Below are 13,830 nucleotides of genomic sequence, written 5' to 3'. Positions count from 1 at the left end.
GGTTCCGATAATTTCAACAAGCGAGGAGGATCGCCATGGGCGTGACCAATCGGTTGGCCTGTTACTCCGACCCCGCCGACCACTATTCCCACCGAGTGCGCATCGTGCTTGCAGAGAAGGGTGTCAGCGCCGAGATCATTTATGTGGAAGCTGGTCGCCAGCCGCCTAAACTGATTGAGGTAAACCCTTACGGCAGTCTGCCGACGCTGGTCGATCGTGACCTGGCGTTGTGGGAGTCGACCGTGGTGATGGAATATCTGGATGAGCGTTACCCGCACCCGCCGTTGATGCCGGTTTATCCGGTGGCGCGTGCCAACAGCCGTTTGCTGATTCATCGTATTCAGCGCGACTGGTGTGGTCTGGTGGATCTGATTCTGGATCCCAAGTCCAAGGAGGCCGCGCGTGTCGTGGCGCGCAAGGAATTGCGTGAAAGCCTGACGGGCGTGTCGCCGCTGTTTGCCGACAAGCCGTTTTTCCTCAGTGAGGAACAAAGTCTGGTGGATTGCTGCCTATTGCCAATACTCTGGCGTTTGCCGATTCTGGGTATTGAACTGCCGCGGCCAGCCAAGCCGCTGCTTGATTATATGGAGCGCTCGTTTGCGCGTGAGGCTTTCCAGGCGAGTCTGTCTGGTGTCGAACGCGATATGCGCTAAGGCTTAAGGAGCCGCTATGAACTCCAGTCGACCTTATCTGGTCCGCGCGCTCTACGAGTGGATTGTTGATAACGATTGCACCCCGCATATGCTGGTCAATTCCGAGTACCCGGCAGTGCAGGTGCCGCAGGGTTTCGCCAGCGACGGGCAGATTGTCCTGAACATCTCGCCGAGTGCTGTGCGTCATCTGCACATGGACAACGACGTGGTGACCTTCGAGGGTCGCTTCGGTGGCGTTCCGCACAGCTTGTACGTGCCGATCAGCGCGATTCTGGGTATCTACGCCCGGGAGAACGGTCAAGGCATGGTGTTTGATCTCGAGTCGCCGATGGATGACGAAGAAGAGATCGAGGCGGATGACGACTTGCCGCCACCGGACAGTGAGCCACCGCGCCCGAGCGGCCGGCCAAGTCTGAAAGTGGTGAAGTAATAAAAAAGGCGATCCGGATGGATCGCCTTTTTTATTACATAGGTTGTGCGTCAGTCGATGTATTCGAACAGCTTGACGATCTTCTGCACGCCGGAAACGCCCTGAACCAGATTGGTTGCCTGAGTGGCTTCCTGTTTGGTCAGCAGGCCCAGCAAATAGACGATACCGTTCTCGGTCACGACCTTGATGCGCGAGCCAGGAATGCTGGCGTCGGTAAGCATCTGGGTCTTGATCTTGGACGTCAGCCAGGTGTCATTCTGGCGAGCCAGGAAGCCGGACGGCGGTATGACCTGCAGTTCGTTATGAACAGTTTTTACCCTTTGCACGGCGGCTGCCGCTTGCTCGGCTTTGGCTTTCAAGTCAGCGCGAGGCGTTTGACCGGCCAGCAAGACAACACCGTTGAAACTGGTGACGACGATGTGCGAGTCGTTGTCCAGTGCCGGGTCGGCCTTGGCCACGTTCACACCGACTTTGGTTTCGATCAACGAGTCATCAATCTTGCTGCCGAAGGTGCGCGTGCCACGGTCGTCGTCGATCGGTGCTTCACGGCTGGCGTTCACCACTGAGGTGCAGCCACTGATACCGAGGCACAGGGTCAAGGCCAGAAGGCCAAGGCGATTAGGGGTCATTCTTCACTCCCGAACAGTTGGCTGTCGATCAGATCGCAGAGGCAATGGATCGCCAGCAAGTGGACTTCTTGAATACGTGCAGTGACATTGGCCGGTACGCGGATCTCGACGTCTTCGGGCAGCAGCAGTGACGCCATGCCGCCACCATCGCGTCCGGTCATAGCTACGACAATCATTTCGCGATCATGTGCGGCCTGGATCGCTTGAATAATGTTCGCCGAGTTACCGCTGGTCGAAATCGCCAGCAGCACATCGCCCGACTGGCCGAGGGCGCGGATCTGCTTGGAGAACACTTCGTTGTAGCTATAGTCGTTGGCGATCGAGGTGATCGTCGAGGTATCGGTGGTCAGAGCAATCGCCGGCAGGCTCGGACGCTCGCGCTCGAAGCGGTTGAGCAGCTCCGAGGAAAAATGCTGAGCGTCGCCGGCCGACCCACCGTTGCCGCACGAGAGCATTTTGCCTCCGTTGAGCAGGGTGTTGACCATGATCTGGCTGGCTTGCTCGATGTGCGGTGCAAGTACGTCCATCGCCTGTTGCTTGGTGTCGATACTGGCCTGGAAAAGCTGGCGAATTCGGGATTGCATGTCCATCTGTGTGACCTTAAGTAGCGCGGCTGTCCGGCACATGAATGTGCAGCCCGCAAAGCAAAGAGCAAAATTTGTCGTTGGGATTGTCCGGGTCGCAACGCCGACGATCAACTGTCGAAAGCATTCTGCAACCAGTTCAGCTGACTCGGATGGCTGTCGATGGCCACCACGTCGAAGCGGCAAGGGGAATTGGCCCAACGCGATTCGCGCTGAAGAAAATACTGTGCAGCGAAAATCAGTTTCTGCTGCTTGCGCCCATCGATGCTAGCGAGCGCGCCACCCCATTGAGTGTTTTTTCTGTAGCGAACTTCAACGAATACTACTGTATCGCCATCAAGCATGACCAGATCAAGCTCGCCGCGTTTGCATAACCAGTTCTGCGCCAGCAGGCGCAGACCTTGTTGTTGCAGATGCTCGAGCGCCTGGCGCTCGGCATCCTTGCCGCTTTGCGAGCGTGACCTGTCGGGCATCAGCGCGGGGTGTCCGGCAGGCGCTGTACCTGCCCGCTGACGAACTGCGCCCAAGGCAACTGGCGCACAACGCGTTGGGTCTGGGTCATGCCGAGGCTGCCCGACTCACCGTCGATGCGGCTGTCCGGCAGCGCTTTGAGTTGACCCAGGCGCGGTGCCAGACGATACGCGTCAACACCCATGGCGTACAGGCGACCGAGGCTACCGGCGGCTTGTGGCCACTGCGCAACCACTTGCTGACGCAGTGGGTCGCTGGTGTCCAGCAGCCATGGGGTTTCGCAGAAGCGAATGCCGTTCATGTCGTTGTACTGGTTGACGTCGCCACTGGCGCTGTAAACGTGCGACGTCGCGTACACCGGAACGTCACCCGCGTACTGGAAGTTCAGGGTTGGCTTGATCTGCTGAGCCTGTTGCGGGGTTGCGGCGAGGAAGATGAATTCGATGTCCTGACGACGCGAAGGCTGCGCGGCGACGTTGGTGCCGGCGGCATTCTGCAGGCTCTTGGCGCGGGCTTCGCTTTGACGCAGCTGGAACATGTCAGCGATCTGCTGGGCCAGTTGCACCGGCTGATCAACGCGCTCGGTCGCTACGATGCTGCCACCATTCGCTTGCCAGTCCTGGCTGAAAGCACGCAGTACGCGATCGCCCCATTCGCCTTTCGGCACCATGATCGCGGCGCGGTGCAGGCCATCGGCACGGGCGCGGCGCGAGACTTCGCGGGCTTCGTCTTCAGCGGCCAGGCCAAACTGGAACAATTGTGCCGGGCCTTGATCACCTTCGCTGTAGTTCAGCGCGAGGGTAGTAATCGGCAGTTGCGGGCGAGTGCTCAGCTGTTTGACCAGTGGTTTTTCCAACGGACCGACAACCAATTGCACACCATCAGCCTGAGCCTTGCGGTAGAACTCGTCCATCGAAGTCAGTTTCGAGCTGTCGTAGAACTCGATTGCTGGGGGCTTTTGTCCGGCCTGTTGCGCCTGGTAGTGCGCAGCCATGAAGCCTTCACGTAGCGCCTTGCCAACAGCGGCCAGCGGGCCGTCCTGTGGCAGCAGCAGGGCGATCTTGCTCAGTGGCTGGCTGGCCAGTTCCTTGAGTTTGGTCAGCGGCAACGGCAGGTTGATCGCCGCCGGGTGCTTTGGATTCTGCGCGCGCCAGGTGTCGATCGCCGCTTGCTGCTGTTCCAGGGTGCCAGCGGATTTCACTGCCATGGCCAACCCCATCCAGCCGCCGAGGTCGTCGGTGCTGTTCGGTTGCAGTTGATCAGTTGGCAGCGAGCCGATCAGAGTCCAGATCGCTTCGTGGTTCTTGCTCGCGGCTTCGCCTTGCAGCATCGGCGCGATGAACACGCGCTCGCGGGCAGCGGCCAGGGTCTGGCCATCGGCTTCAAGGGCGCGGGCGTGAACGGTGCCGGTGCGCACTTGCTGCTCTTCAGGCATTTCGCCCAGGTGCTGCAGGCTTGGGTGGCTCAGGGCGGTCAGCGCGGCTTTCGGCTGATTGCGCGTCATCGCCAGTTCGGCATTCAGCGTGCTGGCAAAAATCTGCTGGCCGGGCTTGAGTTGTTCCATCGGCACTTGTTGCAGGATTTGCGCGGACTGTCCGGCATTGCCCTGACGGTAGGCCAGGTCTGCGGCGCTCAGGCGCAACAGGGCGGCTTTTTCCGGGGTTTTCGCCTGGCTAGCCTGTTCGAGCAGTTGCTCGATGCTGGCATCCGGGGTCCGTGGAAGTTCGCCAAGGCTGGAGGAAGGGGAGCTGACGCAAGCCGCCAACAGGGCAGCGAGGCAGAAGGCAGTGAACAGCCGCAGGCAAGCGATCATGTAAGTGTTCCTGATACTCGATCAAATTAGCGTCGAATTGTACCCAAGCACTGGCCGGGGCGCGATGTTACTGGCGTGAATCGGACGATTTAGCTGAAGTAAATGTTGCAGTGCTGCATAACCACGCACAAAACCGTGGTGGCTCGAAGCGCGTCGCAAGCCTCGTGTCGCGCTACAATGGCCGCTTTTACCGATCACGAGGTGTGCGCTTTGACTGCTCCAGGTTCCCTGAATTCCGCTGCTGGCTCGCTTTATGTGGTGGCGACGCCCATCGGCAACCTGGACGACATCAGCGCCCGGGCCCTGAAGATCCTCCGCGAAGTGGCATTGATCGCTGCCGAAGACACCCGTCACTCGGCGCGCCTGATGCAACACTTCGGGATCGGCACGCCGCTGGCCGCGTGTCACGAACACAATGAACGAGATGAAGGTAGCCGTTTTATTACCCGCTTGCTGGCGGGTGATAACGTCGCGTTGATTTCCGATGCGGGGACGCCGCTGATTTCCGATCCGGGGTATCACTTGGTGCGTCAGGCCCGCGCGGCCGGGATCAATGTCGTGCCAGTGCCGGGTGCCTGTGCGCTTATTGCCGCGCTGTCGGCGGCCGGTCTGCCGTCTGACCGTTTCATCTTCGAAGGTTTTCTGCCGGCCAAATCGGTCGGACGCAAGGCGCGACTGGAAGCGGTTAAAGAAGAGCCGCGTACGTTGATTTTCTACGAGGCCCCGCACCGCATTCTTGAATGTCTGCAGGATATGGAAGCCGTGTTTGGCGGTGAGCGCCAGGCATTGCTCGCCCGCGAGATCACCAAGACCTTCGAAACGCTCAAAGGTCTGCCATTGGCCGAGTTGCGCGCGTTCGTCGAATCCGACAGCAATCAGCAGCGTGGCGAATGCGTAGTGCTGGTGGCGGGCTGGACGGCACCGGAGTCCGAGGATGCCGTCAGCAGCGAGGCGATGCGTATTCTTGATCTGTTGCTCGAAGAGATGCCGCTCAAGCGTGCCGCCGCGTTGGCAGCACAAATCACTGGCGAGCGCAAAAACGTGCTGTATCAGGTCGCGCTGGAGAAACAGAAAGGCGTGTAGGCCGTCACCCATAGCGGTCTTGAGGCTTTTAGCGCTTGTTCTTCGGGCGCTCTGCCGTTAACCTTCGCGGCGGAGAGTCGATCGGACAGTCGCTGCCCTCTATGAAAATTAGGGGGGGGAGGAAAGTCCGGGCTCCATAGGGCGAAGTGCCAGGTAATGCCTGGGAGGCGTGAGCCTACGGAAAGTGCCACAGAAAATAACCGCCTAAGCGCTCAAGCGCCGGTAAGGGTGAAAAGGTGCGGTAAGAGCGCACCGCACGTCTGGCAACAGTTCGTGGCTAGGTAAACCCCACTTGGAGCAAGACCAAATAGGGTCCCAAGGCGTGGCCCGCGCTGGGACCGGGTAGGTTGCTAAAGATGTCCAGTGATGGCCATCGTAGACGAATGACTGTTCAAGACAGAACCCGGCTTACAGATCGACTCTCCACCTTTTTCTTTCCCTGCTTGAATCATTGGCAACAGGGCTGTGTAATATCAGCAGGCCTGCTCTGAAAGTCCGGCAGCGGCAAACGCAGTAATAGCCATTTCCCACCTTGCTTCAATCAACAGCAGAAGCGCTTTTGTAATACCGAAAAAATCTTACTCTTAACAAATTACTTTAACTTTCGAGCGCAGCTTTCAGTGCTGCATCAAGTTATTGGTCAAAAGTATCCGTCAGATTCTCGTTGCACCTCCTTTTATGCTCCTAAATCTCCGTTCTGTAAGGGTTTTCCTTTAATCCGCGCCTTGACGGTGTGGTGGGCGCATTCCTATAGTGTGCGCAAGTGGCGGAAAGTGGCATGAAGTGGGTTTTTTGAGCTCAAAACGATAAAAATTGGAGAAACGCAGACGTGTTTCGCGGAGCTAACGCTATCAGTCTCGATGCAAAGGGCCGTCTCGCCATGCCGAGCCGGTACCGTGACGAGCTCGATTCGCGTAGTTCTGGCCAATTGATTGTGACCATTGATGCCGTTGATCCGTGTTTGTGTGTCTATCCGCTCGACGAGTGGGAAATTATTGAAACCAAGTTGCGCGCGCTTCCTTCGCTTCGCGAAGAGAACCGTCGCCTGCAACGTTTGCTGATTGGTAATGCCGTCGACCTTGAACTCGATGGCAGTGGTCGTTTTCTGGTTCCACCGCGTCTGCGCGAATACGCCAAGCTCGATAAGCGCGCGATGCTGGTAGGCCAACTGAACAAGTTCCAATTGTGGGACGAGGATGCATGGAATGCGGTATCTGCCGCTGACCTTGCTGCTATTCAACAACCGGGCGCGATGCCTGATGAACTGCGTGATTTGATCCTGTGACTATTGATAGCGGCTTTAACCACATCACCGTACTGCTTGACGAAGCCGTCGAGGCTCTCGCCGTACGTCCTGATGGCTGCTATCTGGACGGCACGTTCGGGCGCGGCGGACACAGCCGGTTGATCCTCAGCCAGCTCGGCACGGACGGCCGGCTCATCGGATTCGACAAAGATCCACAAGCGATTGCCACCGGGCAAACGCTAGCGGCCGAAGACGGCCGCTTTGTCGTTGTGCAGCGCAGCTTTGCCGAACTGGGTTCGGTGGTTGCCGAGCAAGGTCTGGCCGGCAAGGTCAGCGGCATTCTGCTTGACCTCGGCGTGTCTTCGCCGCAGCTCGACGACGCTGAGCGCGGCTTCAGTTTCCTCAACGACGGCCCGCTCGACATGCGCATGGACCCGTCCCGTGGCATCAGCGCTGCCGAATTCGTCAACACCGCGCCGGCTGAGGAAATCGCCCGGGTGTTCAAGGAATACGGCGAAGAACGTTTCTCCGGTCGTATGGCCCGCGCCGTCGCCGAGCGTCGCGATATCAAGCCGTTCGAGCGCACTGCCGATCTGGCCGAAGTATTGAAAGTCGCCAACCCGGCATGGGAAAAGGGCAAGAACCCGGCCACCCGTGCATTCCAGGGTTTGCGTATTCACGTCAACAACGAACTGGGTGATCTGGAAGCCGGCCTCGAAGCCGCGCTGGACGCGCTGGAAATCGGCGGCCGCCTGGTGGTGATCAGCTTTCACTCGCTGGAAGACCGTATCGTCAAACTGTTCATGCGCAAACTGGTGAAAGGCGAAGCCGACAACCTGCCGCGCAACCTGCCGGTGCGCCATGTCGCGTTCGAACCGAAAATCAAAGTCCATGGCAAAGCGCAGACGGCCTCCGACGCCGAACTCAAAGCCAACCCACGTTCCCGTAGCGCCGTCATGCGCGTCGCGGAGAAGCTGCGGTGAGCAAGCTTTTCGCCAAGCCACTGCCCGGCGGCAGCTTTCTGATGCTGCTGCTGTTTATCGGCGTGCTCGTCTCGGCCATCGCCGTGTCGTACAGCGCGCACTGGAACCGGCAGTTGCTCAACACCCTTTATAACGAACTCAGCGTGCGCGACAAGGCGCAGGCCGAGTGGGGCCGTCTGATTCTCGAGCAGAGCACCTGGACCGCGCACAGCCGCATCGAAGTGCTGGCCACCGAACAACTGAAAATGCACATTCCGGGCGCGGCTGACGTGAAGATGGTGGCGCCATGATGAAACTCGAAGGCGCACTGTTCCCATGGCGCTTCCGCCTGATGGTGGCGCTGCTCGGCGTGATGGTCGCGGCGATCTGCTGGCGCATCATCGACTTGCAAGTGGTTGACCGTGACTTCCTCAAAGGTCAGGGCGATGCGCGCAGCCTGCGTCATATTCCGATTCCGGCTCACCGTGGTCTGATCACCGACCGTAACGGCGAGCCTTTGGCCGTAAGTACCCCAGTGACCACGCTGTGGGCCAACGCCAAGGAAATGCAAACGGCCAAAGAGAAGTGGCCGGCACTTGCTGCCGCGCTGGGTCAGGATCCGAAAGCCCTGACCGAACGACTCGAAGCCCAGGCCAACAAAGAATTCATTTATCTGGTGCGCGGGCTGACCCCCGAGCAAGGCCAGGCTGTGCTCGATCTGAAGGTCCCTGGCGTCTACGGCATCGAAGAATTCCGCCGGTTCTACCCGGCCGGTGAAGTCACCGCGCACATGGTCGGTTTTACCGACATCGATGACCACGGTCGTGAAGGTGTCGAGCTGGCTTATGACGAATGGCTCGCCGGGGTGCCGGGCAAACGACAAGTCATCAAGGATCGGCGCGGTCGGCTGATCAAGGATGTTCAGGTCACCAAAAACGCCAAGGCCGGCAAGCCCTTGGCGTTGTCCATTGACCTGCGTCTGCAATATCTGGCCAACCGCGAACTGCGTAACGCGATCATCGAGAACGGCGCCAAGGCCGGCAGTCTGGTGATCATGGACGTCAAGACCGGCGAGATTCTCGCCATGGTCAACCAGCCGACCTACAACCCGAACAACCGCCGCAATCTGCAACCGGCAATGATGCGTAACCGCGCGATGATCGACGTGTTCGAACCGGGTTCGACCATGAAAGCCATCTCGATGGCCGCTGCAATCGAAACCGGCCGGTGGAAACCGAGCGACACCGTCGAGGTGTATCCGGGCTCCCTGCAGATCGGCAAATACACGATCAAGGACGTTTCCAAGAGCGAAGGTCCGGTGCTCGACTTGACCGGTATCCTGATCAATTCCAGTAACGTCGGCATGAGTAAGGTCGCGTTCGATATCGGCGGCGAAACGATTTTCCGCCTCGCGCAGAAAGTCGGCCTCGGCCAGGACACCGGCCTTGGCTTCCCGGGCGAACGTGTCGGCAACCTGCCGAACTACCGCGATTGGCGCAAGGCTGAAACTGCGACCCTGTCCTACGGCTACGGTATTTCCGTGACCGCGATCCAGCTGGTTCACGCGTTCTCGGCATTGGCCAACAATGGTCGCCTCGCACCGCTGACGCTGATCAAAACCGACAAGCCGCCGCAGACCACACAGGTGCTGCCGGAAGCCGTCGCGAAAACCATGCAAGGCATGCTCACCCAGGTGATCGAAGCGCCGCGCGGCGTGTTCCGTGCGCAGGTGCCGGCGTATCACGTGGCGGGTAAGTCGGGTACTGCGCGTAAGACCTCGGTGGGTACCAAGGGCTACGCGGAAAACTCTTATCGCTCGCTGTTTGCCGGTTTCGGCCCGATGAGCGATCCGCGTTACGCCATCGTTGTCGTGATCGATGAGCCAAGCAAGGCCGGTTACTTCGGTGGTCTGGTTTCCGCGCCGGTGTTCAGCCGTGTGATGTCCGGCACCCTGCGTCTGATGAACGTAACGCCGGACAACTTGCCGACCACACAGCAGGCCAACGCCACCCCGGTCATACCGCTGAAAGCCAATGGAGGGCGCGGCTGATGTCATTAAGTCTGAACAAGATATTCCCCCACGCCGGCCACGATCTGTTGATCCGTGAATTGGCGCTGGACAGCCGCAACGTACGCGCGGGCGATTTGTTCCTCGCCGTGCCCGGCGGCAAATTCGATGGCCGTGCACACATTGCCGATGCTCTGGCGCGCGGCGCTGCCGCTGTGGCCTATGAAGTGGAAGGCGCCACCGTGCTGCCGATCACTGACGTGCCGCTGATTCCGGTCAAAGGCCTGGCCGCGCAACTGTCGGACATCGCCGGGCGTTTTTACGGTGAGCCAAGTCATCACCTGAACCTGATTGGCGTGACCGGTACCAACGGCAAGACCAGCGTGACTCAATTGGTTGCGCAGGCGCTGGATCTGCTCGGCCAGCATTGCGGCATCGTCGGGACCTTGGGTTCCGGCTTCTATGGCGCACTGCAAAGCGGTCTGCACACCACGCCGAATCCGATCGCCGTGCAAGCGACCCTGGGCGACCTGAAAAAGGCCGGCGCCAAAGCCGTGGCCATGGAAGTGTCGTCCCACGGTCTGGATCAGGGCCGCGTGACGGCGCTGGCGTTCGACGTGGCGGTGATGACCAACCTGTCCCGCGATCATCTGGACTATCACGGCACCATGGAAGCGTACGCCGAGGCCAAGGCCAAGCTGTTCGCCTGGAATGATCTGAAGTGCCGCGTGGTCAACCTCGACGACGATTTCGGCCGGCAACTGGCCGCGGAAAAACGTGAATCGCGCTTGATCACCTACAGCCTGCTCGACAGCAGCGCTTACCTGTTCTGCCGCGAAGCACAGTTCGACGACCACGGCGTGCGCGCCACGCTGGTTACGCCGCAGGGCGAACATCATCTGCGCAGCACCTTGCTCGGTCGTTTCAACCTGAGCAACGTACTGGCAGCCGTCGGTGCCTTGCTCGGTCTGGATTACGCGCTCGACGAAATTCTCAAAGTACTGCCGAAACTCGAAGGCCCGGCCGGGCGCATGCAGCGTCTTGGTGGTGGCACTCAGCCGTTGGTGGTGGTCGATTACGCGCACACCCCGGACGCGCTGGAAAAAGTCCTGAGTGCGCTGCGCCCGCACGTCAAAGGTCAACTGCTGTGCCTGTTCGGCTGCGGCGGCGACCGTGATCGCGGCAAGCGTCCGTTGATGGCCGAAGTGGTCGAGCGTCTGGCCGATCAGGTACTGGTCACCGACGACAACCCGCGCACTGAAGACCCTGCAGTGATTTTCGACGACATCCGTGCCGGCTTCACGGCTGTGGATAAAGTCACCTTCGTCGCCGGCCGGGGCCAGGCGATTGCGCAACTGATTGCCGGCGCCTCGGCTGATGACGTGATTGTTCTGGCCGGTAAAGGTCATGAGGACTATCAGGAAATCAACGGCGAGCGTCACGCTTTCTCCGATCTGGTCGAGGCTGATCACGCCCTGACCGCGTGGGAGGTGGCCCATGCTTAAGGCCCTGAAACTCAGCGAACTGACCAACGCGCTCGACGCACGTTTGATCGCCGCCGATGCCAGTTTCGACGGCGTCAGCATCGATAGCCGTGCGATCCAGCCGGGTCAACTGTTTATTGCGTTGACCGGCCCGCGTTTCGACGGTCATGACTACTTGAACGATGTCGCCGCCAAAGGCGCCGTCGCTGCACTGGTCGAACGTGAAGTTGCCGACAGTACGCTGCCGCAACTGCTGGTCAAAGACACCCGTCAGGCCCTCGGCCAGTTGGGCGCGCTGAACCGTGCCGCATTCACTCAGCCAGTCGCAGCGATCACCGGCTCCAGCGGCAAGACCACGGTCAAGGAAATGCTCGCGAGCATCCTGCGCACGCGCGGTCCGGTGCTGGCGACCCGTGGCAATCTGAACAACGATCTCGGCGCGCCGCTGACCCTGCTCGAACTGGCCCCGGAGCACACCTCGGCGGTGATCGAACTGGGTGCCTCGCGCCTCGGCGAAATCGCTTACACCGTTGGCCTGACCAAGCCGCACGTGGCGATCCTCAACAATGCTGGCACCGCGCACGTCGGTGAGTTTGGCGGCCCGGAAAAAATCGTCGAAGCCAAAGGCGAAATCATCGACGGTCTGGCAGCTGACGGCATCGCCGTGCTCAACCTCGATGACAAAGCCTTCGGCATCTGGAAGACCCGTGCGGGCGCGCGCAAAGTACTGACCTTCGCCCTGAGCAACACTCAGGCGGATTTCTACGCCAGTGACTTGAGCACCGATGCTCGTGGTTGCCCGGCTTTCAATCTGCACACACCTGAAGGTGTCGAGCAGGTTCAACTGAACCTGCTCGGCACCCATAACGTCGCCAATTCCATGGCTGCCGCCGCTGCCGCGTACGCCTTGGGCGTGTCGCTGTTCGGCATCGCCACCGGGCTTGGCGCCGTGCAACCGGTCAAGGGTCGCACCGTCGCGCAATTGGCGAAAAACGGTATGCGCGTGATCGATGACACTTACAACGCAAACCCCACCTCTATGTGCGCGGCCGTTGATATACTCGCCGGCTTTTCCGGCCGCACCGTCCTGGTGCTCGGAGATATCGGCGAGTTGGGCGATTGGGCGGAGCAGGGGCACCGCGACGTGGGCGAGTACGCCCGGGGCAAGGTTTCCGCGCTTTATGCCGTTGGGCCAAACATGGTTCACGCCGTAAACGCTTTCGGTGAACAGGCGTATCACTTCGGCAGCCAAGCCGAACTGATTCAGGCCCTCGACGCCGAGCAGGACACAAACACCACCATTTTGATCAAGGGTTCGCGCAGTGCGGCGATGGAAAACATCGTTGCGGCTCTGTGCGGGTCCAGTCTGGAGAAACATTAATGCTGCTGCTGCTAGCGGAGTATCTGCAACAGTTCTACAAAGGCTTCGCGGTCTTTCAGTACCTGACCCTGCGCGGGATCCTCGGTGTGCTGACCGCGCTGGTTTTGTCGCTGTGCTATGGCCCGTGGATGATCCGCACCCTGCAGAACCGTCAGATCGGTCAATCCGTGCGTAACGACGGTCCGCAATCGCACCTGTCCAAGTCGGGCACCCCGACCATGGGCGGCGCACTGATTCTGTCTTCGATTGGTGTCAGCACACTGCTCTGGGCTGACCTGAGCAACCGTTACGTCTGGACTGTTTTGCTGGTGACTCTGCTGTTCGGCGCCATCGGTTGGGTCGACGATTACCGCAAGGTCATCGAGAAGAACTCCCGTGGCTTGCCGAGCCGCTGGAAGTATTTCTGGCAGTCGGTGTTCGGCCTCGGCGCGGCGATCTTCCTTTATATGACCGCCTCCACCCCGGTGGAAACCACGCTGATCCTGCCGATGCTCAAGGACTACAGCATTCCGCTGGGCCTTGGTTTCATCGTGCTGACTTATTTCGTGATCGTTGGCTCGAGCAACGCGGTCAACCTGACTGACGGTCTCGACGGTCTGGCGATCATGCCAACCGTGATGGTCGGCGGTGGCCTCGGCATCTTCTGCTACCTGTCGGGTAACGTGAAATTCGCTGAGTACCTGCTGATTCCTTACGTGCCGGGCGCGGGCGAGTTGATCGTGTTCTGCGGCGCGCTGATCGGTGCCGGTCTGGGCTTCCTCTGGTTTAACACCTATCCGGCGCAAGTGTTCATGGGCGACGTCGGTGCCCTGGCACTCGGCGCGGCACTGGGCACCATCGCGGTGATCGTCCGTCAGGAAATCGTCCTGTTCATCATGGGCGGTGTGTTCGTGATGGAAACCCTGTCAGTCGTTATTCAGGTTGCGTCCTTTAAGCTGACCGGTCGCCGTGTGTTCCGCATGGCACCGATCCATCACCATTTTGAACTCAAGGGCTGGCCCGAGCCGCGCGTGATCGTCCGTTTCTGGATCATCACCGTGATTCTCGTGCTGATCGGCCTTGCCACCCTGAAGCTGAGGTAGAACG

Annotated in this window: 14 protein-coding genes and 1 other RNA gene; 11 read left to right on the top strand and 4 right to left on the bottom strand. The window is 59.8% G+C overall.

Annotation, left to right across the window (positions count from 1 at the left end):
- Positions 1-35: 35 nt before the first annotated feature.
- Together HU754_RS24840 and HU754_RS24835 are read left to right on the top strand one after the other, a co-directional pair.
- Positions 36-653 carry a glutathione S-transferase N-terminal domain-containing protein gene (locus HU754_RS24840; protein WP_007917025.1) on the top strand — a complete coding sequence of 206 codons (618 nt, stop codon included), beginning with the start codon at positions 36-38 and terminating at the stop codon, positions 651-653.
- A 16-nt stretch (positions 654-669) separates the two neighbouring features.
- Positions 670-1,083 (top strand): ClpXP protease specificity-enhancing factor, encoded by a 414-nt coding sequence (locus HU754_RS24835; RefSeq protein WP_064120489.1) that lies wholly within the window; start codon positions 670-672, stop codon positions 1,081-1,083.
- 50 nt (positions 1,084-1,133) lie between these two features.
- On the opposite strand, the gene HU754_RS24830 is transcribed toward HU754_RS24835, so the two are convergent.
- From HU754_RS24830 to HU754_RS24815, 4 genes are all read right to left on the bottom strand, one after another.
- A complete protein-coding gene (locus HU754_RS24830; protein WP_007917023.1) occupies positions 1,134-1,712 on the bottom strand; it encodes a BON domain-containing protein in 579 nt (192 codons plus the stop codon).
- A complete protein-coding gene (locus HU754_RS24825; RefSeq protein WP_093430691.1) occupies positions 1,709-2,302 on the bottom strand; it encodes a phosphoheptose isomerase in 594 nt (197 codons plus the stop codon). The genes HU754_RS24830 and HU754_RS24825 overlap by 4 nt, the downstream gene beginning before the upstream one ends.
- 104 nt (positions 2,303-2,406) lie before the next feature.
- Positions 2,407-2,769, bottom strand: a complete 363-nt coding sequence (locus tag HU754_RS24820; RefSeq protein ID WP_093430690.1) for a YraN family protein — start codon at positions 2,767-2,769, stop codon at positions 2,407-2,409.
- A complete protein-coding gene (locus HU754_RS24815; protein ID WP_186624759.1) occupies positions 2,769-4,580 on the bottom strand; it encodes a penicillin-binding protein activator in 1,812 nt (603 codons plus the stop codon). The genes HU754_RS24820 and HU754_RS24815 overlap by 1 nt, the downstream gene beginning before the upstream one ends.
- A 177-nt stretch (positions 4,581-4,757) precedes the next feature.
- Between HU754_RS24815 and rsmI the strand changes: the two genes are divergently transcribed.
- The 9 genes from rsmI (at position 4,758) to mraY (ending at position 13,826) form a co-directional block, all read left to right on the top strand.
- Complete coding sequence (rsmI, locus tag HU754_RS24810; protein ID WP_093430688.1) at positions 4,758-5,663, top strand: 16S rRNA (cytidine(1402)-2'-O)-methyltransferase; 906 nt, start codon at positions 4,758-4,760, stop codon at positions 5,661-5,663.
- 73 nt (positions 5,664-5,736) lie between these two features.
- Positions 5,737-6,090, top strand: an RNA gene (gene rnpB / locus HU754_RS24805) — RNase P RNA component class A.
- 402 nt (positions 6,091-6,492) lie between these two features.
- A complete protein-coding gene (gene mraZ, locus HU754_RS24800) occupies positions 6,493-6,948 on the top strand; it encodes a division/cell wall cluster transcriptional repressor MraZ (protein ID WP_007917012.1) in 456 nt (151 codons plus the stop codon).
- Entirely contained in the window at positions 6,945-7,892 is a 948-nt protein-coding gene (gene rsmH, locus HU754_RS24795) for a 16S rRNA (cytosine(1402)-N(4))-methyltransferase RsmH (protein WP_371748248.1), read from the top strand. The genes mraZ and rsmH overlap by 4 nt, the downstream gene beginning before the upstream one ends.
- On the top strand, positions 7,889-8,182 hold the full coding sequence (gene ftsL / locus HU754_RS24790; RefSeq protein ID WP_007917008.1) for a cell division protein FtsL: 294 nt from the start codon (positions 7,889-7,891) through the stop codon (positions 8,180-8,182). The genes rsmH and ftsL overlap by 4 nt, the downstream gene beginning before the upstream one ends.
- On the top strand, positions 8,182-9,921 hold the full coding sequence (locus tag HU754_RS24785) for a peptidoglycan D,D-transpeptidase FtsI family protein (protein ID WP_186624777.1): 1,740 nt from the start codon (positions 8,182-8,184) through the stop codon (positions 9,919-9,921). The genes ftsL and HU754_RS24785 overlap by 1 nt, the downstream gene beginning before the upstream one ends.
- Complete coding sequence (locus tag HU754_RS24780; RefSeq protein WP_186624758.1) at positions 9,921-11,384, top strand: UDP-N-acetylmuramoyl-L-alanyl-D-glutamate--2,6-diaminopimelate ligase; 1,464 nt, start codon at positions 9,921-9,923, stop codon at positions 11,382-11,384. Before HU754_RS24785 ends, HU754_RS24780 begins: the two co-directional genes overlap by 1 nt.
- Positions 11,377-12,744, top strand: coding sequence for a UDP-N-acetylmuramoyl-tripeptide--D-alanyl-D-alanine ligase (locus tag HU754_RS24775; RefSeq protein WP_186624757.1), 1,368 nt, complete (start codon positions 11,377-11,379; stop codon positions 12,742-12,744). Before HU754_RS24780 ends, HU754_RS24775 begins: the two co-directional genes overlap by 8 nt.
- Positions 12,744-13,826 carry a phospho-N-acetylmuramoyl-pentapeptide-transferase gene (gene mraY, locus HU754_RS24770; protein WP_007917000.1) on the top strand — a complete coding sequence of 361 codons (1,083 nt, stop codon included), beginning with the start codon at positions 12,744-12,746 and terminating at the stop codon, positions 13,824-13,826. Before HU754_RS24775 ends, mraY begins: the two co-directional genes overlap by 1 nt.
- The last annotated feature ends 4 nt before the right edge of the window (positions 13,827-13,830 follow it).

Origin of the sequence: Pseudomonas zeae (assembly GCF_014268485.2) — a bacterium.
Lineage (GTDB): Bacteria > Pseudomonadota > Gammaproteobacteria > Pseudomonadales > Pseudomonadaceae > Aquipseudomonas > Aquipseudomonas neuropathica.
The sequence above is the reverse complement of the archived record's forward strand: the minus strand, read 5'-3'. Positions and strand labels throughout refer to the sequence as shown.

Bases quoted from the DNA above. Each gene is read 5' to 3' on its own strand.
- HU754_RS24840 (WP_007917025.1), top strand. From the start codon at position 36: ATGGGCGTGACCAATCGGTTGGCCTGTTACTCCGACCCCGCCGACCAC.
- HU754_RS24835 (WP_064120489.1), top strand. From the start codon at position 670: ATGAACTCCAGTCGACCTTATCTGGTCCGCGCGCTCTACGAGTGGATT.
- HU754_RS24830 (WP_007917023.1), bottom strand. From the start codon at position 1,712: ATGACCCCTAATCGCCTTGGCCTTCTGGCCTTGACCCTGTGCCTCGGT.
- HU754_RS24825 (WP_093430691.1), bottom strand. From the start codon at position 2,302: ATGGACATGCAATCCCGAATTCGCCAGCTTTTCCAGGCCAGTATCGAC.
- HU754_RS24820 (WP_093430690.1), bottom strand. From the start codon at position 2,769: ATGCCCGACAGGTCACGCTCGCAAAGCGGCAAGGATGCCGAGCGCCAG.
- HU754_RS24815 (WP_186624759.1), bottom strand. From the start codon at position 4,580: ATGATCGCTTGCCTGCGGCTGTTCACTGCCTTCTGCCTCGCTGCCCTG.
- rsmI (WP_093430688.1), top strand. From the start codon at position 4,758: ATGGCCGCTTTTACCGATCACGAGGTGTGCGCTTTGACTGCTCCAGGT.
- HU754_RS24785 (WP_186624777.1), top strand. From the start codon at position 8,182: ATGAAACTCGAAGGCGCACTGTTCCCATGGCGCTTCCGCCTGATGGTG.
- HU754_RS24780 (WP_186624758.1), top strand. From the start codon at position 9,921: ATGTCATTAAGTCTGAACAAGATATTCCCCCACGCCGGCCACGATCTG.
- HU754_RS24775 (WP_186624757.1), top strand. From the start codon at position 11,377: ATGCTTAAGGCCCTGAAACTCAGCGAACTGACCAACGCGCTCGACGCA.
- mraY (WP_007917000.1), top strand. From the start codon at position 12,744: ATGCTGCTGCTGCTAGCGGAGTATCTGCAACAGTTCTACAAAGGCTTC.